The sequence below is a fragment of the Streptomyces sp. TM32 genome, assembly GCF_004122755.1.
Taxonomy (GTDB): domain Bacteria; phylum Actinomycetota; class Actinomycetes; order Streptomycetales; family Streptomycetaceae; genus Streptomyces; species Streptomyces sioyaensis.
Map to the genome: position 1 here is coordinate 1 of NZ_SDIG01000103.1, position 22,800 is coordinate 22,800.

At 72.9% G+C, this 22,800-nt stretch carries 19 protein-coding genes, 1 tRNA gene and 1 pseudogene; 16 read left to right on the forward strand and 5 right to left on the reverse strand.

Annotated elements, in window-relative coordinates; genetic code table 11:
- Window positions 1-213 precede the first annotated feature (213 nt).
- The 5 genes and pseudogenes from EST92_RS21170 to EST92_RS21190 form a co-directional block, all read left to right on the forward strand.
- Window positions 214-522, forward strand: a pseudogene (locus EST92_RS21170) (ATP-binding protein); the annotation flags it as partial.
- Window positions 512-961: a roadblock/LC7 domain-containing protein gene (locus tag EST92_RS21175; RefSeq protein WP_129250975.1), complete on the forward strand. Its 450-nt coding sequence runs from the start codon at window positions 512-514 to the stop codon at window positions 959-961. The pseudogene EST92_RS21170 and the gene EST92_RS21175, both read left to right, overlap by 11 nt.
- A 2-nt stretch (window positions 962-963) precedes the next feature.
- The gene (locus EST92_RS21180; RefSeq protein ID WP_129250974.1) at window positions 964-1,362 is read left to right on the forward strand and encodes a DUF742 domain-containing protein; all 399 of its coding nucleotides are present in this window, start codon (window positions 964-966) and stop codon (window positions 1,360-1,362) included.
- On the forward strand, window positions 1,340-1,960 hold the full coding sequence (locus EST92_RS21185) for an ATP/GTP-binding protein (RefSeq protein ID WP_129282435.1): 621 nt from the start codon (window positions 1,340-1,342) through the stop codon (window positions 1,958-1,960). Before EST92_RS21180 ends, EST92_RS21185 begins: the two co-directional genes overlap by 23 nt.
- Window positions 1,957-2,562 carry a GAF domain-containing protein gene (locus EST92_RS21190; protein WP_129282436.1) on the forward strand — a complete coding sequence of 202 codons (606 nt, stop codon included), beginning with the start codon at window positions 1,957-1,959 and terminating at the stop codon, window positions 2,560-2,562. The genes EST92_RS21185 and EST92_RS21190 overlap by 4 nt, the downstream gene beginning before the upstream one ends.
- A gap of 118 nt (window positions 2,563-2,680) precedes the next feature.
- Here the strand turns inward: EST92_RS21190 and EST92_RS21195 are convergent, their stop codons facing one another.
- A complete protein-coding gene (locus tag EST92_RS21195; RefSeq protein ID WP_129282437.1) occupies window positions 2,681-4,000 on the reverse strand; it encodes an acyl-CoA dehydrogenase family protein in 1,320 nt (439 codons plus the stop codon).
- A 301-nt stretch (window positions 4,001-4,301) separates the two neighbouring features.
- Window positions 4,302-7,502 (reverse strand): amidohydrolase family protein, encoded by a 3,201-nt coding sequence (locus EST92_RS21200; RefSeq protein ID WP_129282438.1) that lies wholly within the window; start codon window positions 7,500-7,502, stop codon window positions 4,302-4,304.
- A gap of 181 nt (window positions 7,503-7,683) precedes the next feature.
- Here EST92_RS21200 and EST92_RS21205 point away from each other — a divergent pair, with 181 nt between their 5' ends.
- The gene (locus EST92_RS21205) at window positions 7,684-8,607 is read left to right on the forward strand and encodes an alpha/beta hydrolase (RefSeq protein WP_129282439.1); all 924 of its coding nucleotides are present in this window, start codon (window positions 7,684-7,686) and stop codon (window positions 8,605-8,607) included.
- 127 nt (window positions 8,608-8,734) lie between these two features.
- Here the strand turns inward: EST92_RS21205 and EST92_RS21210 are convergent, their stop codons facing one another.
- Window positions 8,735-9,028 carry a YiaA/YiaB family inner membrane protein gene (locus tag EST92_RS21210; RefSeq protein WP_173909715.1) on the reverse strand — a complete coding sequence of 98 codons (294 nt, stop codon included), beginning with the start codon at window positions 9,026-9,028 and terminating at the stop codon, window positions 8,735-8,737.
- A 164-nt stretch (window positions 9,029-9,192) separates the two neighbouring features.
- On the opposite strand from EST92_RS21210, the gene EST92_RS21215 reads away from it, so the two are divergent.
- The 6 genes from EST92_RS21215 (at window position 9,193) to EST92_RS21240 (ending at window position 15,066) form a co-directional block, all read left to right on the forward strand.
- A tRNA-Pro gene (locus tag EST92_RS21215) sits at window positions 9,193-9,266 on the forward strand.
- Window positions 9,267-9,908: 642 nt separating this feature from the next.
- Window positions 9,909-10,397, forward strand: coding sequence for a helix-turn-helix transcriptional regulator (locus tag EST92_RS21220; protein WP_129282440.1), 489 nt, complete (start codon window positions 9,909-9,911; stop codon window positions 10,395-10,397).
- 79 nt (window positions 10,398-10,476) lie between these two features.
- Complete coding sequence (locus tag EST92_RS21225; protein ID WP_129282448.1) at window positions 10,477-11,082, forward strand: hypothetical protein; 606 nt, start codon at window positions 10,477-10,479, stop codon at window positions 11,080-11,082.
- Window positions 11,075-12,295 carry an MAB_1171c family putative transporter gene (locus tag EST92_RS21230; protein WP_129282441.1) on the forward strand — a complete coding sequence of 407 codons (1,221 nt, stop codon included), beginning with the start codon at window positions 11,075-11,077 and terminating at the stop codon, window positions 12,293-12,295. Before EST92_RS21225 ends, EST92_RS21230 begins: the two co-directional genes overlap by 8 nt.
- Window positions 12,296-12,468: 173 nt before the next feature.
- Window positions 12,469-13,719, forward strand: coding sequence for a cytochrome P450 (locus tag EST92_RS21235; protein ID WP_129282442.1), 1,251 nt, complete (start codon window positions 12,469-12,471; stop codon window positions 13,717-13,719).
- Window positions 13,720-13,896: 177 nt separating this feature from the next.
- Window positions 13,897-15,066, forward strand: a complete 1,170-nt coding sequence (locus tag EST92_RS21240) for a serine hydrolase (protein WP_254068938.1) — start codon at window positions 13,897-13,899, stop codon at window positions 15,064-15,066.
- A gap of 93 nt (window positions 15,067-15,159) precedes the next feature.
- Here the strand turns inward: EST92_RS21240 and EST92_RS21245 are convergent, their stop codons facing one another.
- Window positions 15,160-15,684, reverse strand: coding sequence for a DUF309 domain-containing protein (locus tag EST92_RS21245; RefSeq protein WP_254068939.1), 525 nt, complete (start codon window positions 15,682-15,684; stop codon window positions 15,160-15,162).
- Window positions 15,685-16,007: 323 nt separating this feature from the next.
- A complete protein-coding gene (locus EST92_RS21250; RefSeq protein ID WP_129282443.1) occupies window positions 16,008-16,352 on the reverse strand; it encodes a DUF427 domain-containing protein in 345 nt (114 codons plus the stop codon).
- A 201-nt stretch (window positions 16,353-16,553) separates the two neighbouring features.
- Between EST92_RS21250 and EST92_RS21255 the strand changes: the two genes are divergently transcribed.
- The 4 genes from EST92_RS21255 to EST92_RS21270 all read left to right on the forward strand — a co-directional run bounded on the left by EST92_RS21255 (window position 16,554) and on the right by EST92_RS21270 (window position 22,729).
- Complete coding sequence (locus tag EST92_RS21255; RefSeq protein ID WP_129282444.1) at window positions 16,554-18,617, forward strand: SpoIIE family protein phosphatase; 2,064 nt, start codon at window positions 16,554-16,556, stop codon at window positions 18,615-18,617.
- An 85-nt stretch (window positions 18,618-18,702) separates the two neighbouring features.
- Window positions 18,703-20,103 (forward strand): glutamine synthetase family protein, encoded by a 1,401-nt coding sequence (locus EST92_RS21260; RefSeq protein WP_129282445.1) that lies wholly within the window; start codon window positions 18,703-18,705, stop codon window positions 20,101-20,103.
- On the forward strand, window positions 20,097-21,245 hold the full coding sequence (locus tag EST92_RS21265; protein ID WP_129282446.1) for an amidohydrolase family protein: 1,149 nt from the start codon (window positions 20,097-20,099) through the stop codon (window positions 21,243-21,245). Before EST92_RS21260 ends, EST92_RS21265 begins: the two co-directional genes overlap by 7 nt.
- A gap of 209 nt (window positions 21,246-21,454) precedes the next feature.
- Entirely contained in the window at window positions 21,455-22,729 is a 1,275-nt protein-coding gene (locus EST92_RS21270; RefSeq protein ID WP_129282447.1) for an MFS transporter, read from the forward strand.
- The last annotated feature ends 71 nt before the right edge of the window (window positions 22,730-22,800 follow it).

Below are 22,800 nucleotides of genomic sequence, written 5' to 3' on the forward strand. Positions count from 1 at the left end.
TCTTGACCAGCATCGACATCTCGTAACCCAGCACCGCGACATCGGCTTCACGGCCGGCTCGTCCATGCCTCGGGCGCCCGCACCCCTGAAGTCCCCATGGCCGACACCCGCACGCCCGAGCCGCACCCCCGCGAGCTCGCCCCCGCCGACCGCCCGGCCGACCCCGGCCCGGTGATGCTGCCGCCCGCCCCGCCGGCCGTGGACAACAGTGCCCGCCCGCGGCTGCCCCGGCGGCGCAAGCAGACCCATCTCGTCCCGGAGCTGCGCGGCGACCCGATCCTGCCGTCCGCCGCACGCCGTACGGGACCGGAGCCCGAGCACGACCCCGGCCTGATGGCCGCCTTCCGGCGGGGATTCAGCCTTGCCGACGACTGCTACGCCCGCGACACCGGCGAGCACGCCGTCCCCCCGGCCCCGGGCGACGCCACCGGCGGCCGGGCCGGCAACGACCTTCTCTACGACCGTGACCACGACGCCCCGATGGCCCGCCCCCGAGGAGACGACCGCAATCATGGTGAGTGATGTGCATGCGCAGACGCACTCGCAACTGCCGGGAAGTCAGCACACCGACCTGTCCTGGCTGCTGACCGGGCTCGTACAACGGGTGCCGCACGCCCGAAGCGCGCTCCTGCTGACCTCGGACGGCCTGGTCAAGGCCGCCCACGGCTTCGACCCGGACAGCGCCGACCACATGGCCGCCCTGTCCTCCGGCCTCTACTCCCTCGCCCGCAGCGCGGGGGTGCGCTTCGGGGACGGGGACGACGTCCTGCAGGTCGTCGTCGAGCTGGAGTCGACCTTTCTGTTCGTCTCCACCGCCGGTTCGGGCGCCTGTCTGGCCGTCCTCGCCGGCCGTGAAGCCGATGTCGCGGTGCTGGGTTACGAGATGTCGATGCTGGTCAAGAGCGTCCGCCCGTACCTGTCCACGCCCGCCCGCCAACAGGCCCCCGCGGGTGGTCGATGACCATGGCCGTGCGTCGCCGACGGCGGCAGGGCGGGGAACCGTGGTACGACGACGCCGCGGGCCGGCTGGTCCGCCCGTACACCATCAGCAACGGCCGGACCCGCCCGACGGCGCACTTCGACCTGCTGACGATGGTGATGGCCACCGGCCGTCGGCCCGTCTCCTGCCAGGGCCCCGACTACGCCCAGGTGCTGGGCCTGTGCGGCGGCCCGGTCTCCGTGGCCGAGATCGCCGCCCACATACGGCTGCCCGCCGTGGTCACCAAGGTGCTCCTCGCCGACCTCGTCGACTGCGGGGCACTCACCGCGCGGGCTCCCGCAGCCGTTTCGGCAGGGCCCGCGTCCCGTACCGACCGTGCCCTGTTGGAGGCGGTGTTGAATGGACTTCGCAAACGACTGTGACCCCCCTGTCCTGGGGGATCCCGCCACCGATGGCTTCCCCACCGCGCTCAAGATCCTGGTCGCGGGCGGCTTCGGCGTCGGCAAGACCACCTTCGTCGGAGCGGTGAGCGAGATCGAGCCGCTCAGTACGGAAGAGCTCCTCACCCAGATCAGCGTCGGCACGGACGATCTGGCGGGCGTCGAGAACAAGAGCACCACCACCGTCGCCATGGACTTCGGCCGGATCACCCTCAGCCCGGCGCATCTGCTCTACCTCTTCGGGACGCCGGGGCAGCAGCGCTTCTGGTTCATGTGGGACGAACTGTCCAACGGCGCGCTCGGCGCGGTGATCCTCGCCGACACCCGACGGCTGGACCAGTGCTTCGGCGCCGTCGACTTCTTCGAACGGCGCGGGATCCGCTTCATCGTCGCCGTCAACGAGTTCGACGGTTCCTACCACTACGCACCGGACGAGGTCCGCAGCGCCATGGACCTCTCCCCGGACATCCCCGTCGTGCTCTGCGACGCCCGACAAAGCAGCTCGGCGACCCGCGTCCTGGTAGCGCTCGTCCAGCATCTGCTCACCCCCGCCCTCGCCGCGACCCCGGAGCTGCCATGAAGCCCCCCGCCTCCCGCGTCCCGTACGTCTCCTACGACCCGACGCGGCATCTGCTGCTCACCCCGCAGGACGACGAGGCCCCCGCCCGGGTGGCCCGGCTGCGCGCCCTGGGGATCGGCGAATCCCCGCTGCCCGCGTTCGACGAGTTCGCCCGCAAGCTCGCCCGGACCACCCGGGCGCCGTACTCGATGGTCAACTTCATCGACGAGCGACGGCAGTACTTCGCCGGGCTCTACACGCCCGACCAGGACCGGGCCGTCGAGCTGGGGCCGGCGCCCGCCAGTGCCCAGCCGGGCCGGGTGATGGACCGGGACCACGGCTACTGCCCGCATGTCATCGTCCGCCGCAAGGCCCTGGTGCTGGAGGACGTCTGTGACTATCCGCGGTTCGCCGGCAACCCCGTCGTCGACGAGATCGGCATCCGCTCCTACCTCGGCGCGCCGCTGATCGACCGTACGGGGACGGCGCTGGGCACCGTCTGCGTCGTGGACCTCGAACCGCGCCCCTGGGGGCGGGAGGGGCTGGAGACCATCAAGTCGATGGCGGCCGAACTCGTCGAGCAGATCCACAGCATGGAGAAGCAGCACAGCGACGCGCCCTGACGCGACCGGTCCCGGCCCCGGAGCCCGGCGTACGGCCCATGGCCGGACGGCCGGCCCGGGGCCGCCGCATGGGCGGCCTCCGGGCCGGTGGCCGCGGCTCGGGGACGCGGCCGGCCGCTCACTTCAGTCCGGTGCACCACGGGCGCCGGTGCGACCCTCCGGTGCGCTGGCCCGGCACCGTGGCTGCGGTGTCCTCACCCGGCACCGGGGCCGGGGTGGGGGCGGCGGCGTCGTCCTCCGGCCATTCCGAGGGCTCCAGCTTCAGCAGATCCGCCAGGCGGCTGGACCACTCGCCCTGCGCCCGGCCCAGGGCCAGCTCACCCAGGCGCAGCAGCTGGATGTCGGAGGTGCCGGCCGGCGCGAAGATGTGATGGGCGTCCCGCAGAAAGCGCTCGATCGGCCGGTCGGTGAACAGTCCGCACGCGGCATGGATGTCCATCGCGTCGCGCGCCGACTCCAGTGCCGACTCCACATTGACCAGCTTGGCGTTCATCAACTCCGCGTCACAGGGCTGCCCTTGGTCCAGCAGATGCACTGCGTGGTAGGCCGAGAGACGGGCCAGCAGCAGCCGCGACTGGATCCGTCCGAGCTTGAGCTTGATGGTGCTCAGATCGGCCAGGGCCTTGCCGTAGCGCTGTCGCTGGGCGCAGAACGCCGTCGTCTCGTCCAGCACCGCCTGATGGATCCCCAGGGACACGGCGGTCAGATTCGGGCGTCCGTAGAGCACGCTGGAGGAGTAGGCGACCGACAGTCCGTCGCCCTCCCGGCCCAGCAGATTCGCGGCCGGTACCCGGCAGTTGTCGAAGAACAGCTCACCGAAGCTGAAGCCGTGCAGTCCCATCGTGGGCTGCTGCTCCCCGACCCGGAAGCCGGGGCTGTCGGACTCGACGAGAAAGGCCGACAGGCCCCTGGAGCCCTCGCCGGTGCGGACGACCACGCCGTGCAGATCGCCGACGTGGCTGTTGCCGACGTAGCTCTTCCGGCCGTTGAGGAGGTAGTCGTCGCCGTCGCGGACCGCGGTGGAGGCCATGCCCAGCACATGGCTGCCGCACTGCGGTTCGGTGACGGCAATGGTCGGCAGGCAGTCGCCGGAGGCTATCGCGGGCAGCCAGGTCTTCTTCTGCTCCTCGCTGCCGAAGTGGACGATCTTCGCCACGCCCAGCTGCGACGCCTGCACCATGGCGCCCATCGCGGCGCTCACCCGGGAGAGCTCCTCGATGATGAGGGTCTTGGCGACGTGCCCGGCTCCCATTCCGCCGTAGGCGCGGTGCACGGTGGCGCCTATCCACCCCTGACGGGCGATCAGACGAGAGAGATCACGGCAAACGGAACGGTTCTCCTCCATCTCCGCAATCCGTGGGCGGACCTCCCTTTCGGCGAAGTCCCGCACCCGGTTGCGGAGCGCCTCGTGTCTCTGGTCCGTGAAATAGCCGTGCAAGACGAGCCCCTCCTCCGCGATCTTCTCCGTGCTGGCCGCACCCCGCCTCGGGACGGCACCGGCGGCGCCGTCTGCAGTGAACGTTCCGGAACGTGAGCTGTCGCTTACCCCGTGCAATACCCGTTGGCATACCTAGTCCCGGACGCATGAAACATCAACTGGTGGCATTGGGACGAAGAGTTGAAGCGCACAGAAGGTGCGCACCACCCCTTGTTCGACGGGGTCCGTGGCGCGGTTCCGGGGGCTCCGGAACCGCGCCACCCCCCGCCTCCCCGGCCTCTCCCGGTGCGGTAGCCGTGGCTCAGTGCGCGACGTCGCAGCAGGACTCACGGCGCTGCTGCCGCCCCACCTCCAGCCAGTCGGCGCCACCGGCCCGCAGCGACCGGTCGGCGGGCGCCGGGAAGGAGTCGATCAGCTCCCGCTGCTCGACGAGCCGTCCGCCGCGCAGCACCGCCGAGGTCCGCACCAGCGAGTCGAAGTCCTCGAACGGATCGCCGTCCACCACCGTCATGTCGCCGAGCTTGCCGACCTCCAGCGTCCCCAGGTCCCGCTCCGCGCCGAACACCCGGGCGGGCAGGGCGGTCGCGGTGCGCAGCGTCCGACTCACGCCGAGACCGCCGCGGTGCAGCGCCCGCAGGCACAGATGCAGGCCCAGCCCGACCGGCACCAGCGGCTGGTCGGTCCCCAGCGCGACCAGCCCGCCGCCGTCCAGCACCCTTCGGTAGAGGGAGACCTCGGTCCCGATGTCGGCCAGTTGGGCGGGGGTGGGGCGGTGCCCGGCGTTCTCCCGTACGACCGCGGTGTCCCAGGGCGGCATCAGCCTCGCCACCCGCGCGTCGTCGGCCAGCGCCGGATCGTCACCGAGCAGGGCGCCCGCCGAGAACGGCGTGGCCAGCAGGTGGAAGTCGGTGCCGGTGTAGACCTCCTCGACGTCCTGGTAGGCGTGCCCGGAGCCGGACACGGCATGTCCGAACTCCAGCCGTTGGGTGGCCTGGAGATGGGTCGTCAGGTCCTGTCCGAGCTGGACGCCCGGGGTGAGCAGATGGCTCCCGCAGCGGACGTGGAGCCGCTCATGCGCGAAGCGCGCGGCCTCCGCCATCACCCAGCCCGGCGCCCGGACGTACGTCTTGACGAAATCCCAGTCCAGTGCCGCGCCGCGCTCCAGCGAGCGGCGCAGCCCCTCGCGGGTGCGGTGTGCCCGGCCCATGCTGTAGGCGACCCGGCCGCCGTCCAGCAGCTCTCCGCAGGTCAGCAGCCGCGGCCCGGTGAGCGCACCGTCCGCCACGGCCTCCCTGATGCGGGCCTGTTCATAGGAGAAGCCGCCGCAGGAGACCGCGGTGGTGATGCCGTAGGCGAGCTGCAGCGCGGTCTGCCGTCCGCCGTACGTCGTCTGCCACGGATGGGTGTGCGCATCCCACAGGCCGGGGAGCACGGTCTGCCCGGAGGCGTCCACCCGGCGGGCCGCCCCGGCCCGGCCCGGACGGTGTGGTTCCACGGCGGTGATCCGCCCGTCCCGCACCACCACATCGACATCGGAGCGCACCTCGTCCCCGGTGCCCTCCCAGAACCGGCCCGCGTGGACGACGGTGTCCCGGGCGCGCGCGGGGCGCCGGGTGAGGGACAGCGGAACGGTCCGCGCCGCACCGCCGGACACGCCGGTCAGCCGCAGTTTCCCGGCAGAGAGATAGAGGAGCGTGCCGGAGTCGCCGGACCACGACGGATGGTCGGCGCTCTCGTCGGTCAGCCGCCGCGGCGCACCGTCCGGCGTCCCGTCCGGGCGCACCGGCAGCACCCACAGCGCGGACTCGGCGATCACCGCCATCCAGCGCCCGTCGGGCGACCACACGGGCCCGGAGTCATGGCGGTCGGCGATCGAGAGATGCTCGGCGACCGCATACCGCCGCTCCTTCCCGGTCTCGGCGTCGAGGACCCGGATGAGGTTGTAGCCCTCGCGGAATCGGCGGTTGAGGCGGTTGCGGTCGCAGTAGGCCAGATGGCGCCCGTCGGGGGACCAGCTGGGTCGGCCGGGCAGCCCGCCGGCGCCCAGCGGTGCGGCCAGCACCTTCTCCGTGCCGTCGGACAGGGTCCGTACGACGAGGTTCCCCGACATGTCCAGCGCGGCCAGCCGCCCGCCGTCCGGCGACAGCGCGGGCAGCACCCGGCCGCCGGTGGCCAGCACCGTCTCCGTGCCCGAGGCGAGATCCCGGCGGCGCACCGCGAACAGCCCGTCCCGGTCGTCCGTATAGAGCAGCGCCCGCCCGTCGCGGGACCAGCTCGGCGCCGAGACGTACCGGGTGGCATCGGCCCGGACCACCCGGCGCGGCGCACCGGAGCCCGAAGTGGGCGCGATCCACAGGGAGTTGAGCGCACCGAAGGCGACCCGGCGGCCGTCGGGGGAGAGGGCCGGCAGATGGACCCCGCGCACCGGGCCCCGCGCCGTCCGTTCGAAGCCGTAGTCCTTGACGCGGTAGCCGGGGCGGTCCAGCGGAAGCCGCGCGGTGAACGGGATGTGCTCGCTTCGCCGGGGAGCGTCGGCCCGGACGATCCGGAACTGCCCGCCGACCGTCAGCAGCAGTTCCTCGCCCGAGACCCAGCGCGGCGGCACCGGCTCCACGTCGCCGTCGACCGCGACCGGCACGCCGTCCACCACCAGGGTGCAGGTCGGCCCCGGGTAGTCCGTGGTCCGCAGATGCGCCGGCCGCCCCGCCGGGGACAGAGCCGGCGCCAGCACCTGGGCGGCCGCGGTCTCGGTGTACTCGGTGCGCACCGCGCCCCGCCCGTCGGCCGGCACGGAGGCGACCGTACGGGACACCAGCGCCGCGCCCGCCACCCGCCCGCGGACGAACACCAGCCGCGAGCCGTCCGGGGACCAGCAGGGGTCGAAGTCCTCCCAGGCGCCGTCCTGATGGGGCCCGTCCTGGCCGGGCAGCCCGGTGACCCGGGCCAGCCGTCCGGTGCGTACCTCCAGCACCCATAACCGGTACGGGCTGCCGGTCACCGCGTCGCCGCCCCGTTCCGAGGCGAAGGCGAGCCGGGTCCCGTCGGGGGACCAGGCGGGGCCGCGGTCGTCCCACGGGCCGTCGGTCAGCTGCCGCAGGCCGGAGCCGTCCGTACCGAGTGTCCACAGATGGAAGCTGCCGCCCCGGTAGGCACAGACGGCGATCGTGCGGCCGTCTGGCGAGTGCACCGGACGAGTGGGCTCCAGATCGGCCGGAGTCAGCGCGACCGCCTCGCCGCCGGCCCGCGGCACCGACCACAGGACGTTCTGGACCTCGGCGATCAACCGGTCACCGGTCGGGGCGAGCGAGGCCGCGCCATTGGTGGCGGCCGTGAAGGACAGCGCGGCGCCGGACGCTCCGGCGCCCTGCGCCGCCGCTCCGGGGGCGTGGAGCCCGGTCAGTCCCGCCACCGCGGCGGCCGAGGCGGTGCCCTGCAGAAATCTGCGGCGGGACAGCGGCGAGGGGGGACGGGGGGAGTTCTCGGAAGGGTCTGCGGTGTCCAACGATCCTCCTGTGACAGGGGGTTGAGGCGCAGGGCCGGGAAACAGCCGGCTGATCGTGTCACGCACCACAGCGGACGGGCCAACTCCGCCACGCGCGCCCCGTGGCGCCCCACGTCCCGGCGCGGAAGAGTGGACGCCGACGACTCGTCAGCCACCGCCCCGGCACTCAGGAGACGACGCCATGCAGGCCATGCAGTCAGATGTCCACCAGGCTCCGGACGGCGCCCGTATCGCCACCTACACCTGGCTCCCGGAATCCGGCCACCCGCGCGCCCTCGTCCAGATCGCCCACGGCGCCGCCGAACACGGCAGGCGCTATGACCGCTTCGCCCGCTTCCTGGCCTGCCACGGCTATGGCGTCCTCGCCTCCGACCACCGGGGCCACGGCGCCACCGCCGCCTCCACCGGCGGCCGCGGTGTGGTCGGCGAGGACGCCTGGCGGGCGATCGTCGGCGACCTCAAGGGCATCGGTGACCACGCGGCCGCCGCCCACCCCGGTGTCCCGCTGGTGCTGCTCGGCCACAGCATGGGCTCGCTGCTGGCCCGCGACTACGCCCAGGAGTACGGCGCCGACCTCGCCGGACTGATCCTCACCGGCACCTTCCGGACCCTGCCCGGCCTGGACATCGAGGGCGCCGTCACCGCACTGGAGGCGGAGGCCGCCGAGCGCGGCCGCGGCGCACTGTCGGCCTTCATCCCGCGCACCTTCCGCTCCTTCAACGACGCGTTCACCCACCGCACCGGCTACGAATGGCTCTCCCGCGACACCGCAGCTGTGGACGCCTACGTCGCCGACGAGGACTGCGGCTTCCCGTTCTGCGCCGGGCTCGCCCTCGACTGGGTACGCGCCATCCGCAAGATCAACGACCCGGACAATCTGGCCCGCATCCCGCGCGGACTGCCCGTCCATGTCGCCGTCGGAGCCCTGGACCCCTGTCATCAGGGGATGACCCTGGTCCACGAACTCCTGGAGGACTTCCGCTATCTCGGCACCCGCGATCTGACCTGGCAGGCCTATCCGGACGCCCGCCACGAGATCCTCAACGAGACCAACCGCGACGAGGTCCAGGAGGATCTCCTGGCGTGGCTGGACAAGCGGATCTGAGGCACCGTACCGCCGGGCGCGGGGGCCGGCCCGGCGGCCCCCGCCACCGCGCCGCAGCAACGTCAAGCGCGCTTCAGGCCAAGCGTCGGGCCACGGACCGGGGATCCGTGCCCCGGGGCGGTCGGCGTCAGACCTTCCCCGGATGGAAGACGTCCTGCTCGATGAGGATCTTGTCGATCCGGGCCTTGTCCACCCGGTTCGTCACCTCCGCGACCTCCTGGCGGTCGCGTACGCACTTGGCCAGCGTGAACGCCGAGGACACCACGAAGATCAGCCCGAGGGCGAGGAACCCGCGCTCCCAGGGGCCCACCGGCAGCCTGGTGATCCCGATCATGAGCGCCGCCAGAGACAGTCCGAACGAGATCGCGGACTGCACGAAGAAGGCCGTGGTCGTCGGCCGCTGAATCGATGGAGTAGTCATGCGCGTAGCGTGGCGGCGCGGTGACAGCGGCGCATGAGTACAGATACTCATCCCGCCGACCCGGCAGGTGGGGCCGTGCGCCACGCAATGGCAGCACCCACCCTCTGACATGCGGTATTGTTCTCGTGCGCGGTCAGCCGGGACAACCCGGCCAGAACGGGCACCGGGACGTGGCGCAGCTTGGTAGCGCACTTGACTGGGGGTCAAGGGGTCGCAGGTTCAAATCCTGTCGTCCCGACTTGCTTTTGTGCAGGTCGGAGGTCGTTTCCTTTCGGGGACGGCCTCTTTTGCATGTGCGCCCGTTGCGTTGCGGGGGCCCGTGTCTCGTGGGAGACCGCTGTCCTGCGGGTAGGCCTCGCTCTCTTGCGGGGAGCGGTGCCGAGCCTGCGTGTGCTTCCGCGGCGTGCCGCCCGTCCGGTGCGTCCGGGCGTGGCGAGCTGTTGGCGTCCGCGGCCCTGCGGCCGTCTGCTCGGTGCTGGTGCCGGGCCCTCCTGAGGGGTGCCGGGCTGCGCCGGCCCGCCCTGAGGGGTCGGGGTGTGCCGGCCCGTGGCCGCCCGGAGGTTCACGGATCCTGCGTGAGCCGCCAACTCCTCCCCTTTCGCCTCCAGTTGCCGCGCGGGGGAGAAGAGCGCGTATCAACCCCCTGATCGTGATGCCGCGTTGTGGGAGAGATGCCGGCGGAGGGCCGGCGGGGCGGCCGGACGGCAGGCGTTGCTCACGCTCTGTGTGACCACGTCGCCACTCAACTCCCGGTTAAGTCGGCCGGTCCCTACTGTCCGTAAGTGGACTGGTGCACCGCGTTCCTGGCATGACAGGATGAGAGACGTAATTTCAGCGCCTTAACTGTTCGTTGGGCTCGATCGATGGGGGGACGGTGGGCATGAGCGTGGGGGGCGACGGCCGGTCCAAGGAGGCGGGCAGCGCGCTCGCGGAGCGGCTCAACCATCTCTTCGCGAACATGCATCCGCCGGGTGCCCCGTACACCAACGCCTTCGTCGCCGAGGAGATCAGCGGGGGAGCGGAGGAGTACGGCGGGGTCAAGGTGACCGAGCAGTATCTGTCGATGCTGCGCAACAGCCGGCGTACGAACCCGAGTCCGGAACTGCTGCGCGCGCTGGCCAAGTTCTTCGCGGTGCCGGTGGGTTATCTGCTGGGGGACCTCTCGCAGCCGCAGGCCGCGCGGGTGGAGGAGGAGGTGCGCTTCCTCGCCGCCATGCGGGACCAGCGGGTGCGCGCCATCGCGCTGCGCTCCGTGGGGCTGCCGCCGGAGGTGCAGGACAGCCTGACGACGATCATCTGCCAGTTCCGGGAGCAGATGAATCTGCCGGTCGATCCGCCGGAGCAGGGCGGTGAGCGGCGCGGTGAGTGATTCGACACGGACCGCCGAGCGCGGCCAGATCTTCGCCACCTGGCAGCGGGCCGGACACGAGGACGGGACGAGCATGCGAGTGGGGCAGATGCGCAGGCGGTGCAAGCAGCTGATCAAGGAGCTGGCGCTGCCCGCCGCAATCGATCTGCGCGGGATGTGTGACGTCGTCGCCGCGCGTGTGGCGCGGCCCGTCCATCTCGTACCGATGAGCCTGGGCGGGGTGGTCTCCGGCATGACGGCCGTCACCGACGACGGCTACTGGGTCTTCTACGAGCTCAAGACCTCGCCGTGGCACCAGGCACACATCGTGCTGCACGAACTGAGCCATCTCCTGCTGGGACACGCCCAGGATCCCACGGTCACCGAGGACGCGCTGAAGCTGTGGACGCCGTCCGTCGATGTCGCCACCGCCATGCGGCGGATGGGCCTGACCATGGGATTCGCCCGGCACCACGGCTACGACAACCTCGCCGAGCGGGAGACCGAGGTGCTCGGCACGCTGCTGATGGAGCGGGTGGCCCCGTCCGCGGCCGAGCGGGAACTCCCCTTGGAGGGGCAGGCGGCCGAGCTGGCGGCGGCGCTCGGGCCCGCCCTCCAGCACATCCGGCGTCAGCAGGGGGCCCCGGCCGGCGGCGCGGCGTCCGGTGGCGCCGGTGCGGATGCGGACGGGGGCTCGCGTGTTTGATGTCATCTATCTGTCGTTCGGCCTGGCCGCCTGGCTGATCGTCGGCTACAAGTCCGTCGCCTGGTTCCGTGACCGCAGCAACGCGGACCTGGGGCTGGCCTGCGTGATGACCGGCGGGGTGGCGACGGTCTTCCTCTTCTCCGCGCCCAGCCTCTACCGCGCCTTCGACCGGCTGGCCGGTGTGGCGAACCTCGCGATGGTGTTCCTCTACTCCTCCGTCGTGGTGTTCGCCGCGGGTGCACTGGTGTTGCTGCTGCGCTGGACGGCGGGGGAGGGGGCGGCCGGGAGAGCCCGTGCGCGGAAGGGGGCGCGCGTCGCCGTCGGGGGTGTGGCGGTGCTCTGGGCGGTGGCGATCGCCGGGTTCGCGGTCGGCCGGCCGGACGCCGTCGAGCACCCCCGCGACTTCAGCACCGCGTACACCGACTCTCCTGGCGTCATGACATTCCTGGTGCTGTACCTGGCCATTTTCGGCTTCGCCTCGGGAGCCCTGGGGACGCTGTGCCCGCGCTACGCCGCCCGGCTCGGCGGCACGTACCTGGCGCGCGGTCTGCGGGTGCTGGCCGCGGGCTGCTGGCTGGGCCTTGCGTACTGCGCGTGCAAGGTCATCGGGTTCGCGCTGTCCTGGGCGGGCCACCCGGCGCTGTGGCTCTCCAACGGCGTGGCCCCGCTCAGCGCCTCGGTCGCGGCGCTCATGGTCCTCGCCGGGTTCGCGCTGCCGGCGGCCGGCCCGCGGGTCGCCGCCTGGCGCCGGCTGCGCCGCCTCTCCCCGCTCTGGCGGACCGTCACCGCGCAGACCCCGGAGGTGACGATGGAGACCTCGGCGTGGTCCGTGCGATGGCCGTTCGCCGATCTGGAGTGGCGGGCCAACCGGCAGATGGCCGAGATCCGGGACGTCCAGCGCGGTATCCGGCGCCATGTGGAGTCCGACGCCGTGGACATCGCACGGGAGCGGGCCCGCGCGGTCGCCCTGGACGACCGGCAGCTGGCGGCCGTTGCGGAGGCCGCCGCGCTCCGCCGCGGTCTGGAGAACCGTGCGGTCGGTCATGTTCCCGACCACGGGGCGGACAGCGTGGTGGTCTCCAGCGGCAGCGAGCCGGCCGAACTCACCGCGGAGTACGAGCACTTGGCCCTGGTGGCGGATGTCTACCACTCGCCGCTGATCGACACGGTGCTCACCGAGCTGCGCCAGCGCAGCGCGGTGGCACGCAACTGAGGAACACCCTTGAGACGGGGTGGCCCGGGACGGGGGTCCGGGCCGCCCGAACCACCGAGGCGGCACCGGTCCCCGAACCGGTGCCGCCCTCGCCGGTGTTGTCACCCTCTGCGGTGTTGCCGGACGGCGGACTACGCAGGGCCGGACCGCGGTCACGCCCTAGAGTCGGGCCCATGCAGAACACCGCCTCCGGCCCCGACGCCCCCCTGGACGTGACGCCGCTCCTCGATGATCCGTACGCCGCCTACGCCGCACTGCGCGAGGCCGGCCCGGTGCACCGGATCACCGGCGCCGACGGAAGCCCCGCCTGGCTGGTCACCCGCTATGACGACGTCCGCAGCGCGCTCGCCGACCCCCGGCTCTCCCTGGACAGACGCCATGCCGGGCCCGGCGGTTACCGCGGTTTCGCGCTGCCGCCCGCGCTGGACGCCAATCTGCTGAACATGGATCCGCCGGACCACGCCCGCGTCCGCCGCCTGGTGGTCAAGGCCTTCACTCCGGGCCGGGTCGAGACGCTGCGGGCGCCCGTACGGCGGGTCGCCGACGACCTGCTGGACGCGATGGCCGAGCGCGGCCGTGCGGACCTGATCGCCGACTACGCGGGGCCGTTGCCGATCACCGTGATCTGCGATCTGCTCGGGATCCCGCAGTGCGACCGGCGGGACTTCCTGGCCTGGTCGGACGCGCTGCTCACGCCCGACCCGAGCCGGCCGGAGGGGATGAAGCAGGCGATCGGGGCGATGCTGGAGTTCTACACCGGTCTGATCGCGGCCAAGCGCGCCGAGCCGGGCGACGATCTGCTCTCGGACCTGATCGCGGTCCGCGACGACGCGCCCGCCGCCGACGGGAGCGACCGGCTCACCGAGGACGAACTGACCTCGCTCGCCTTCCTGATTCTCTTCGCCGGGTACGAGAACACCGTCCACCTCATCGGCAATGCCGTGCTCGCCCTGCTCGACCACCCGGACATACTCCGTCAGTTGCAGCAGAATCCAGCCGAACTCCCGGCGGCCGTGGAGGAGTTCCTCCGCTACGACGGCCCGGGTCCGCTGGCGATCCGCCGTTTCCCCACACAGGACCTGGAGATCGGCGGCGTACGGATCCCGGCCGGGGACAGCGTGCTGCTGTCGATCGCGTCCGCGAACCGCGACCCCGCGCGTTTCCCCGCCCCGGACGTGCTGGACCGCGGCCGGGACCTCTCCGGGCACCTCGCGATGGGGCACGGCATCCACTACTGCCTCGGCGCGCCACTCGCCCGGATGGAGGCGGTGATCGCGCTCGAAGCGCTCCTCGGTCGCTTCCCGGCGCTGCGACTGGACGTTCCACGTGGTGAACTGCGGCACCGCAGGACCCTCCGGTCGCGTGGCCTGATTTCGCTGCCCGTTGCCTGGGAAACGGCGAGCGAACAAGTTTTTGAGGCGTAACCGTTCGCTCATGCGGTAGAAAGGTGTCTGAGCCCGCCCGGTGTGCATCCCCCGTCGCACCGGGCGGGCCTTTCTTTGCACCCATTGCAGGTGCGATACACCGGGCGGGCGGCGGCACGATGGCCCGTCTGGCTCAACTGTGCTGCGGGTTGCCGTCCCGCTCCATAGCGTGACGACATGGCACTTCACGCGCGGATGTCCAAGATGGCAGCGGCGACGGCAGCGATCGCCCTCACCGGGGTCTCACTGACGTGCATACCGGCCGCGGCGGACGGAGCGACGGCCCGTCAGGCCGGCGCGGCCGATGCCGGGGTGCAGGCGGTCACGGCCCCCGGCATACCGCGGCTGCCCGGCGGGCTGTCCGCACTGTCCTGGATGGTGGCCGACGCGGACACCGGCAATGTGCTGGCCGCGAAGAGCGCGCACCGCAAGCTCGCCCCGGCCAGCACACTCAAGACGCTGTTCGCGGTCACCGTCCTGCCGAAGTTCCCGGGCGGCTCCGTGCGCCAGGTCAGCTCCGCGGACCTCGCGGGCGTCGGGGCCGGCAGCAGCGTCGTCGGCATCCGGCAGGGCCGCAGCTACACCGTCGCCGACCTGTGGCGCGGGGTCTTCCTCCGCTCCGGCAACGACGCGGTGCACGTACTGGCGTCGATGAACGGCGGCTGGCAGACCACCGCGCGCGAGATGCAGCAGACCGCCCGCAGGCTCGGCGCGCGCGACACCACCGTCAAGTCCCCGGACGGTTATGACGCGCCCGGCCAGGTGTCCTCTGCGTACGACCTGACCATCTTCGCCCGCGCCGGGCTCACCAACGCCGACTTCGCCCGCTACTGCGCCACCCCCAGTGCCCAGTTCCCCGGCGCCGGCGGCACCACCCGGATCGAGAACACCAACCGCATGCTGGTCGGCTCGCACGGGCTGTCCCGGTACCCCGGCATCATCGGCGTGAAGAACGGCTACACCTCCAAGGCCGGCAACACCCTGATCGCCGCCGCCCGCCGGAACGGCCGCACCTTGCTGGTCACCGTCATGAACCCGCAGTCGTCGCAGGCCAACGGGGTCTACAAGGAGGCCGGTTCGCTGCTGGACTGGGGCTTCGACGCCGAGGGCAAGGCCCAGCCGGTGGGCACCCTGCACGCCGTGAGCGCCTCCTACGACGGTGGCGCCCGGCCCGGTCCGGTGGCAGCCGAGGCGACCGGGGCCGCGGCCCGCGGCGGTTCCGCCTGGCGCTCGGCCCTGGTCCTGGGGGCGGGCGGCGCCGGCGTCGCGGCGATCGGGCTGGGTGCCCTGCTCACCCGCTGGCGGCAGGCGCGCGGCCGGGGCGGAGCGGGGCGCGGCACGGCGTAGGCCGGCGGCCGGTGCGGTCCACGGCCGGCGCGCGGTGCCGGCGGTGCCGTGCGGCCGGCAGGAGGGCTCCGTCTGTCCCCACGGAGCCCTCTCTCACCCCTCGGGGGTGGGGCGGTTTTCGGCCGTGTCACCGGTGGTCCGGAGCCGGGGCGCGGTCTCGGCCGCCGGTACGGCCCCGGAGCCGGCCAGACGTCCGGTCAGCTCCCGGGACCAGGCGATGAGCCCCGCGATGTCGATCCCGTAAGGGGCCGCGTCCGCATACGGGGCGAGGGCCGACGTCCCCCGGTCGAGCAGGGCCGTGCCGCCCACGGCATTGCCGCGTGCCGCATGGGTGAGACCCACCGCGAGCTGGGCGAGTCCGCGCCACAGCTCGCGCTCCTCCTCCGGCGCCGCCTTCCAGGCGTCCTCCAGCACCTCATGGGCATGGAACGGCATGCCGTCGTCGAGCAGCCGCTGGGCCTCGGCCAGCGCTTGCGCGGGTGTCCGCGCCACACCCTCGGGCTGCCGCGCCACTCCGGGGGAGCCGTAGGGGAGCGGGCGGCCGAGTCCGTCGCGGGGGCGGGCGCTGCGGGCCCGCCCCTCCTCGTCGCGGTCCCGGCGGAGCGCCGCGGCCCGCAGCGGGGGAGTGCCGCGGGCTCCGGCCCCGTCGTTCCGGCCCGGGTCGCCGCCGCCCCGGGCCGCGTCTCCCTCGTCCCCGCCCGCCCGGTCCGCCGCTGCGCCGTCCGTCGTCGCGGCGCCGCAGTGCTCGCAGACCTCACCGCCGGGCCGTTCGCGGATCCGGCCGCAGGCCGCACACACCTGGTCCAGCCAGCAGGCCGGATCGCCGCCCTCCGGGACCGGCCACGGGGGACCGGACGTCCGGGACGAGGGCGGGCCGGGTGCGTCGGGTGTCTTGTCCGCGTCGTTCACGCTTCGATTGTGCGGGGTCGGGCGGGCCGGTGTCAGTCCCGCTCGACCTCGTAGAAGCAGAAATGATCTTTGATCGGGGCGACCTGGTCGTGCGGCTCGGGGTAGGCCCACACGAGGTCGTCCGGGCCGCCGGGCAGCGACCAGTAGGAGGCCGTGCCCTTGAAGGGGCACACGGTGTGCGTGTCGGAGGGGACCAGCAGCTCGGTCCGTACGTCCTCGGGCGGGAAGTAGTAGCGCACCGGGTAGCCGGTCTCCGAGAGCAGGAGCGGGCGGTTGCTCTCGGCGATCAGCCGGCCGTCGACCTCCACGCGGACGTGCTCGCTGCCCTGGGTGATGTCGATGTGGTGGCCGTGAGTCGTGCGCGTGGTGGGGTGCATGGTCTGTCTCCTTGCCGGAACGGTGGCGGGGCCGTCTTCCAGGATGGCACCGGCCCGCGGCCGGTGCGGTGGCGCTCCCGTGCGGCATGCGGGGGCGGGACGCGCCCGAGGGCCGCCGGTGCCGTTCCGCGGCGCCGGGGCCCTGCGGTGGGGAATCGCCTGGACACCCCGCAATCAGGGTGAATGTGGCAAAGTGACGTCATGGCTGACCGGGGAGCGAAGCTGCCCGCCATGTCGGTGCCGGACGACTGGCCCGCCCACCCGGACCTGACCCTGGCCCTCAACGGCATGGGTGGCTTCGACTGGGACCTCGACAGCGGGCTGATGCACATGGATGCGCCCGCCCTCGAGGTGTTCGACATGCTCCCGGCGGACTACGACGACCGTCCGGAGACCCTCAGGTGTCGCCTCCCCTCCCACGAAGCGGCCCGTCTGGACGCCCTGGTCGCCCGGGCGCTCAAGGACGGCAGCGACTCCTACGGCGCGTACTTCCGGGTCCGCATGCGCGACGGCGAGCTGCGCTGGACCCACAGCCAGGGCAGCATCCGGCGGGACGGCCGAGGCCGGCCCCGCCGCATCATCGGGGTGGTCCGCGACGCCAGCCAGGAGTACACCCACGCGGCGGAGCGGCTCGCCGTCGATGAGGAACGCCGCCGGCACACCAGCGTCGTCGAGCGCACCACCGCCGCCCTGGCACACGCCAGAACGGTCGGTGACGTGATCGCCGTGCTCGCCGACGAGCAGGGGCTGAGCCGGCTCGGTGCGGAGAACGTGATACTCGGCCTCGTCGAGGCGGGCCGTATCCGGCTGATCTCCGAGGGCAAGGCGGGCAGCTTCGTACCGGACCTCGAATACACGCGGGTGGGGGACGAATTCCCGATGAGCGAGGTGGTGCGCACGCTCACCCCGCGGTACGTGTCCAGCCGCGCGGAGTTCCGGCGCGGCTGGCCGCGGCTGTGGCCGGCCATCGAGCCGCTGAACGTCAACTCCGCCGCCTATCTGCCGCTGATCGCCCAGGGCCGTCCGATCGGTGTGATCGGCCTGTTCTTCGAGCGCGAGAGCGACTTCCGCGACCAGGAACGCAGCGTCCTGCTCGCGCTGGGCAGCAGCATCGCGCAGAGCCTGGCCCGCGCCATGCTCTACGACCAGGAACACGATCTCGCCGCGGGCCTCCAGCAGGCCATGCTGCCCCGCCGGATCCCCGGCGTCGCCCACGCACAGATCGCCGTCCGCTACCGTTCCGCGCGGATGGGCCGGGACATCGGCGGCGACTGGTACGACGTCATTCCGCTGCCCGACGGCCGGGTCGGCGCCGTCATCGGCGACGTCCAGGGCCATGACACCCAGGCAGCGGCGCTGATGGGCCAGCTGCGGATCGTGCTGCGCGCCTACGCGGCCGAAGGACACGCCCCGGCCACCGTCATGGCCCGCGCCTCCGCCTTCCTCAACGAGCTCGACACCGACCGCTTCGCCACCTGCACCTATGTCGACGCGGACCTGAGCACCGGCGCGGCCCGGATCGTCCGGGCCGGCCACATCGACCCGCTGCTGCGGCACGCCGAGGGCATCTGCCGCAGACTGCCGGTGGCCGGCGGCCTGCCGCTCGGCATCGCCTCCGAATTCCGCCGGCTCGACTATCCGGTCACCACCGTCCAGCTCGCCCCGGGCGACACCCTCCTGCTGTGCACCGACGGCATCGTCGAACGGCCCGGCACCGACCTCGACGAGGGGATGCGGCAGTTGGCCCGCGAGGTCCGCGACGGCCCCCAGGACGTCCAGCAACTCGCCGACCGGCTCTGCGAATCGGCGGGCGCCCGGACCGGCGAGGACGACATGGCGCTGCTTCTGCTGCGCCGCCTGGGCGTCCCGGAGCACGACATCGTCGGACGGTTCCGTCAGCACATCGCACCCGCCGACCCCGACGGGCTGTCGGCCGCGCGGCACATGATCCGGGCCGCGGTACGCGCCTGGGGCGCGGCCGAGCGGGCCGAGGAGATCGAGCTGGTCGCCGATGAGCTGATCACCAACGCGCTGCTGCACACCGACGGCGAGGCCGTGGTCAACATCCGTATGCCGCACAGCGTCGGGCGGCTGCTGCGGCTGGAGGTCGAGGACCACTCCAGCAGCCTGCCGCGGCGCCGGGAACCGGGGGAGGCCGGTGTCTCCGGCCGCGGCCTGCTCCTCGTGGACCGCCTGGCCGATGTGTGGGGTGTGGAACCGCGCGGCAGCGGAAAGTGCGTATGGTGCGAGTTCAACTGCTCCTGACCGGCCGGGCATCGGGCCGCGTCGGCAACGGGCAGTCAGCACAGCGGGCGCCGAGGGGTCGGCAATGTCGAGTGAGGACGGTTCTATGGGATCGCGGGCTGCGGAACAGCGCGAGGAAGCCCGCCGGCTGGCGGCGCAACTGACCTCGGAAGGCGTCCTGAACGTGGCGCTGACCTGGGTGGACAATGCGGGTATCACCCGCGTCAAGGCCGTTCCGGTGCAGCGGCTCGCGGCGGCCGCGGAACGCGGCGTCGGGATGTCGCCCGTCTTCGACGTCTTCACCTCCGACGACGACATCACCGAATCCGAGCACGTCGGCGGGCCCGACGGGGACCTGCGGCTCTTCCCCGACCTGGACCGCGTCGTCGTCCTCGCGGCCCAGCCCGGCTGGGCCTGGGCACCGGTGGACCGCTACGACCAGCTCGGCCGGCCGCACCCCGCCTGCCAGCGGCAGTTCGCCCGGCGGATGGTGGAGCGGGCCGCCGCGGCCGGTCTGCAACTGCGGATGGGCTTCGAAACGGAATGGGTGGTCACCCGCGCCCCGGCGGGACACGGCCCGGCCGCCGACGGCGCGGACGAGGCGCTCGATCACCCCTGCGCGGGCCCCGCCTACGGCATGACGCGCGTCGTCGAACTCTCCGACTACCTCCGGGACATCACCGAGGCGCTCGGCGTCCAGGGCCTGGACGTCCTCCAGCTCCACCCCGAGTACGCCCCGGGCCAGTTCGAGGTCAGCACCGCCCCCGCCGATCCGGTCCGCGCCGCCGACGACGTGGTGCTGGTCCGTGAGACCGTCCGCGCCGTTTCCGCCCGGCACGGGCTGCGTGCCTCCTTCGCCCCGTCGTTCGTCGCCGGTCAGGTCGGCAACGGGTGCCACCTCCACCTCGGCCTCTACCGCGACGGGGCGAGCCTGCACCGGACCCCCGGCGCCGAATGGGGCCTGGCGCCGGACGCGGTGGCCTTCCTCGGCGGCCTCGTCGACGCCCTGCCCGCCCTGCTCGCCATCGGCTGCCCCTCACCCGCCAGCTATCTGCGGCTGCAGCCCTCCAGCTGGGCCGGCGTCTACCAGTGCTGGGGCGTGGAGAACCGGGAGGCGGCGCTGCGGCTGATCACCGGCGCCCCCGATGACCCGGACGGCGGCCACGCCGAGGTCAAGACGTTCGACGCCGCCGCCAATCCGTATCTCGCCGTCGGCACGGTCATCGCCGCCGGACTGCACGGCATCGAAACGGCGGCGCAGCTGCCCGCCCCGCAGACCGGCGACCCGGGCGTACTCGGCGTCCGCGAGCGGGCCCGGCGCGGCATCGTACGGCTGCCCGCCACCCTCACCGAGGCCGCCGACCGGCTGGAGAAATCGGCCCCGCTGCACGAGGCGATGGGGGAGGTGCTGCACGGCGCGGTGCTGGCGGTGCGGCGCGCGGAGGAGGCCCACTTCGCCGAGAGCGAGGCCGAGGAGATCGCCGCTGCCACCCGCTGGCGCTGGTGAGTGCCGCGGACGTCGCGGGAGTGGGTCCCGGCGCGGACGACGGTCTGCCGCCGCTGGTGGACCACCACTGTCACGGCGTGATCCGGTACGAGCCCGCCCCCGGGACGTTCGCCGCCTACCTCACCGAATCGGACCGGCCGCCCGCGTCCGGCACCACCTTCTTCGACACCCAGGCCGGTTTCGCGGTACGCCGCTGGTGCCCGCCGCTGCTCGGCCTGCCGGCGCACTGCCCGCCCGACCGCTATCTGGCCCGCCGCCGCGCCCTGGGCCCGGACGAGACCCGGCGCCGGCTGCTGCGCGCCACCGGCATCGGCAGCTACCTCCTGGACACCGGGCTGCCCGGCGACCTGACCGGCCCCGCCGAGACGGCCGGGGACGGCGGCGGCACCGGCTACGAGGTCGTACGGCTGGAGACGCTGGCCGAGCACACCGCGGCCGCTGCCCGGGACGCCGAGGAGCTCACCGACGCCCTCGACGCCGCCGTCCGCGAGGCCGCGCGCACCGCCGTCGCGTTCAAGTCCGTCGCCGCCTACCGCCACGGGCTCGCCCTGGACCCGGTGCCGCCCGCGCCCGGTGCGGTGCACACCGCCGTCCGCTCCTGGATGGCCGCGGGCACCCCCCGCCTCACCGACCCGGTCCTGCTGCGCCACCTCATCGAACTGGCCGTCGCCACCGGCCTCCCGCTCCAGCTGCACACCGGCTTCGGCGACCCCGACCTGCGCCTCGACCACGCCGACCCGGCGCTGCTGACCGGGCTGGTCCGGGCCACCGCCGACACCGGAACGGACCTGATCCTGCTGCACTGCTACCCGTACCACCGGCAGGCCGCCTACCTGGCGAGCGTGTTCCCGCACGTGTATGCCGACATCGGGCTGACGCTCAGTCACACCGGCTCGCGCGCGGCCGCCGTGCTCGCCGAGTTCCTGGAACTCGCGCCCTTCGGCAAGCTGCTCTTCTCCACCGACGCCTACGGACTGCCGGAGCTGTACGTGGTCGGCAGCGCGCTCTTCCGGACCGCGCTGGCGGCCGTCCTCGGCGACTGGACGGCGTCCGGAGCCTGGTCGGCCGACGACGCCCGGCGGGTCGGCGCGATGATCGCCGCGGACAACGCCCGCCGGGTGTACGGACTTCCGGACGGCTGAGCGGGCCGGCGGGCCACGGCCGGCGGAGCACGGGCGTACCGGGTGGCTGAGCCGGGGCTGCGAGCCACGGGCGTACCGGGCAGCTGAGCGGGGCTGGGGTCACTGTTGTACCGGGCGGCCGTGGAGTGGTGTGTAAGGGGCGGGTGCGCAGAGCGCCTCTTCCCGGCCTCCCGTACGGTCCGTCCCGGGAGCGTGCTTTACTGCGCCGCGTGGCCCCTACAACAACCTCCGAAAAGGGCGAAATACCCCTGCGCTCCCGGATATTCGCCGATCTGACCCCGCTGCGCGCCTCCCCGGACTACCGCCGTCTGTGGTGCGGCAACACCATCTCCTGGATGGGGCAGCAGATGACCGCGCTCGCGGTCTCCCTCCAGGTCTACGCCCTCACCCACTCCACCTTCTCGGTCGGTCTGGTGGGCCTGTGCGCACTGGTCCCGCTGGTGGTCTTCGGGCTGTACGGCGGCGCCATCGCCGATACCGTCGACCGCCGCACCCTGGGCCTCTACAGCGCCGCGGGCGCCACCGCGATGTCGCTCATCCTGGCCGTCGCCGCCCTGGCCGGTTTCCACCGGGTCTGGCTGCTGTACGGGGTCGTCGCCGTCCAGGCGGTCTGCTTCGCGATGAACTCCCCGGCCCGCTCGTCGATGATCCCGCGGCTGCTGCCCGCCGAGCAGCTGCCGGCCGCCAACGCCCTCAACTCCCTGACCAGCAACCTCGGTCTGATGTGTGGGCCGATGCTGGGCGGCGTCATCGTCGGCCTGTGGGGGTACCAGACCGCGTACCTGATCGATGTGGCGGCCTTCAGCGGCTCGCTGTACGCGATGTGGCGGCTGCCGTCCATGCGGCCCGACCAGGGGGAGGGGCCGCGGCGCCGGGCCTCCGTGCTGGACGGGCTGCGGTTTCTCGCCACCCGGCCGAATCTGCGGATGACGTTCTTCTCCGATCTGGCGGCGATGGTGCTCGCCCAGCCGCGGGCGCTGTTCCCGGCGGTCGCGGTGCTGTGGTTCGCCGGGGACGCCAAGACTGTCGGTCTGCTGGTCGCCGCGCCCGCGGTGGGCGCCGTACTGGGCGGGCTGTTCTCCGGCTGGCTCGGTGGGATCCGCCGGCACGGTCTGGCCATCCTGCTCGCCGTGGCCGCCTGGGGCGCGGCCGTGGCCAGCTTCGGACTCTCCCGTCAGCTGTGGCTCGGCCTGTTCTTCCTGGCGGTGGCCGGCTGCGCGGACACCGTCTCGATGGTGTTCCGCAGCACCATGCTCCAGGCGGCGACGCCGGACGCGATGCGCGGCCGGCTCCAGGGAGTCTTCATCGTCGTGGTCGCGGGCGGGCCGCGGCTGGGCGACTTCCTCGCCGGGTCGGTGGCCGATCTGACCTCCCCGGCCACGGCGGTGATCGGCGGCGGTCTGGCCTGTGTCCTGGTGGTCACCGGCCTGGGCCTGGCCCGCCGGGGGTTCGCCCGCTACGACGCCCGGGAGCCGCGGGCGTGAGGGGTGTGAGGGCGTGAGGGTGTGAGGGTGTGAAGTTCGGGGCTGTTCCCCCCCACCCCCGATCCCACCCC

Coding starts and splice junctions, on each gene's coding strand:
- EST92_RS21240 (WP_254068938.1), top strand. CDS start 13,897: ATGGCACTTCACGCGCGGATGTCCAAGATGGCAGCGGCGACGGCAGCG.
- EST92_RS21210 (WP_173909715.1), bottom strand. CDS start 9,028: ATGACTACTCCATCGATTCAGCGGCCGACGACCACGGCCTTCTTCGTG.
- EST92_RS21180 (WP_129250974.1), top strand. CDS start 964: ATGGCCGTGCGTCGCCGACGGCGGCAGGGCGGGGAACCGTGGTACGAC.
- EST92_RS21185 (WP_129282435.1), top strand. CDS start 1,340: ATGGACTTCGCAAACGACTGTGACCCCCCTGTCCTGGGGGATCCCGCC.
- EST92_RS21175 (WP_129250975.1), top strand. CDS start 512: ATGGTGAGTGATGTGCATGCGCAGACGCACTCGCAACTGCCGGGAAGT.
- EST92_RS21255 (WP_129282444.1), top strand. CDS start 16,554: ATGGCTGACCGGGGAGCGAAGCTGCCCGCCATGTCGGTGCCGGACGAC.
- EST92_RS21205 (WP_129282439.1), top strand. CDS start 7,684: ATGCAGGCCATGCAGTCAGATGTCCACCAGGCTCCGGACGGCGCCCGT.
- EST92_RS21220 (WP_129282440.1), top strand. CDS start 9,909: ATGAGCGTGGGGGGCGACGGCCGGTCCAAGGAGGCGGGCAGCGCGCTC.
- EST92_RS21190 (WP_129282436.1), top strand. CDS start 1,957: ATGAAGCCCCCCGCCTCCCGCGTCCCGTACGTCTCCTACGACCCGACG.
- EST92_RS21260 (WP_129282445.1), top strand. CDS start 18,703: ATGGGATCGCGGGCTGCGGAACAGCGCGAGGAAGCCCGCCGGCTGGCG.
- EST92_RS21235 (WP_129282442.1), top strand. CDS start 12,469: ATGCAGAACACCGCCTCCGGCCCCGACGCCCCCCTGGACGTGACGCCG.
- EST92_RS21250 (WP_129282443.1), bottom strand. CDS start 16,352: ATGCACCCCACCACGCGCACGACTCACGGCCACCACATCGACATCACC.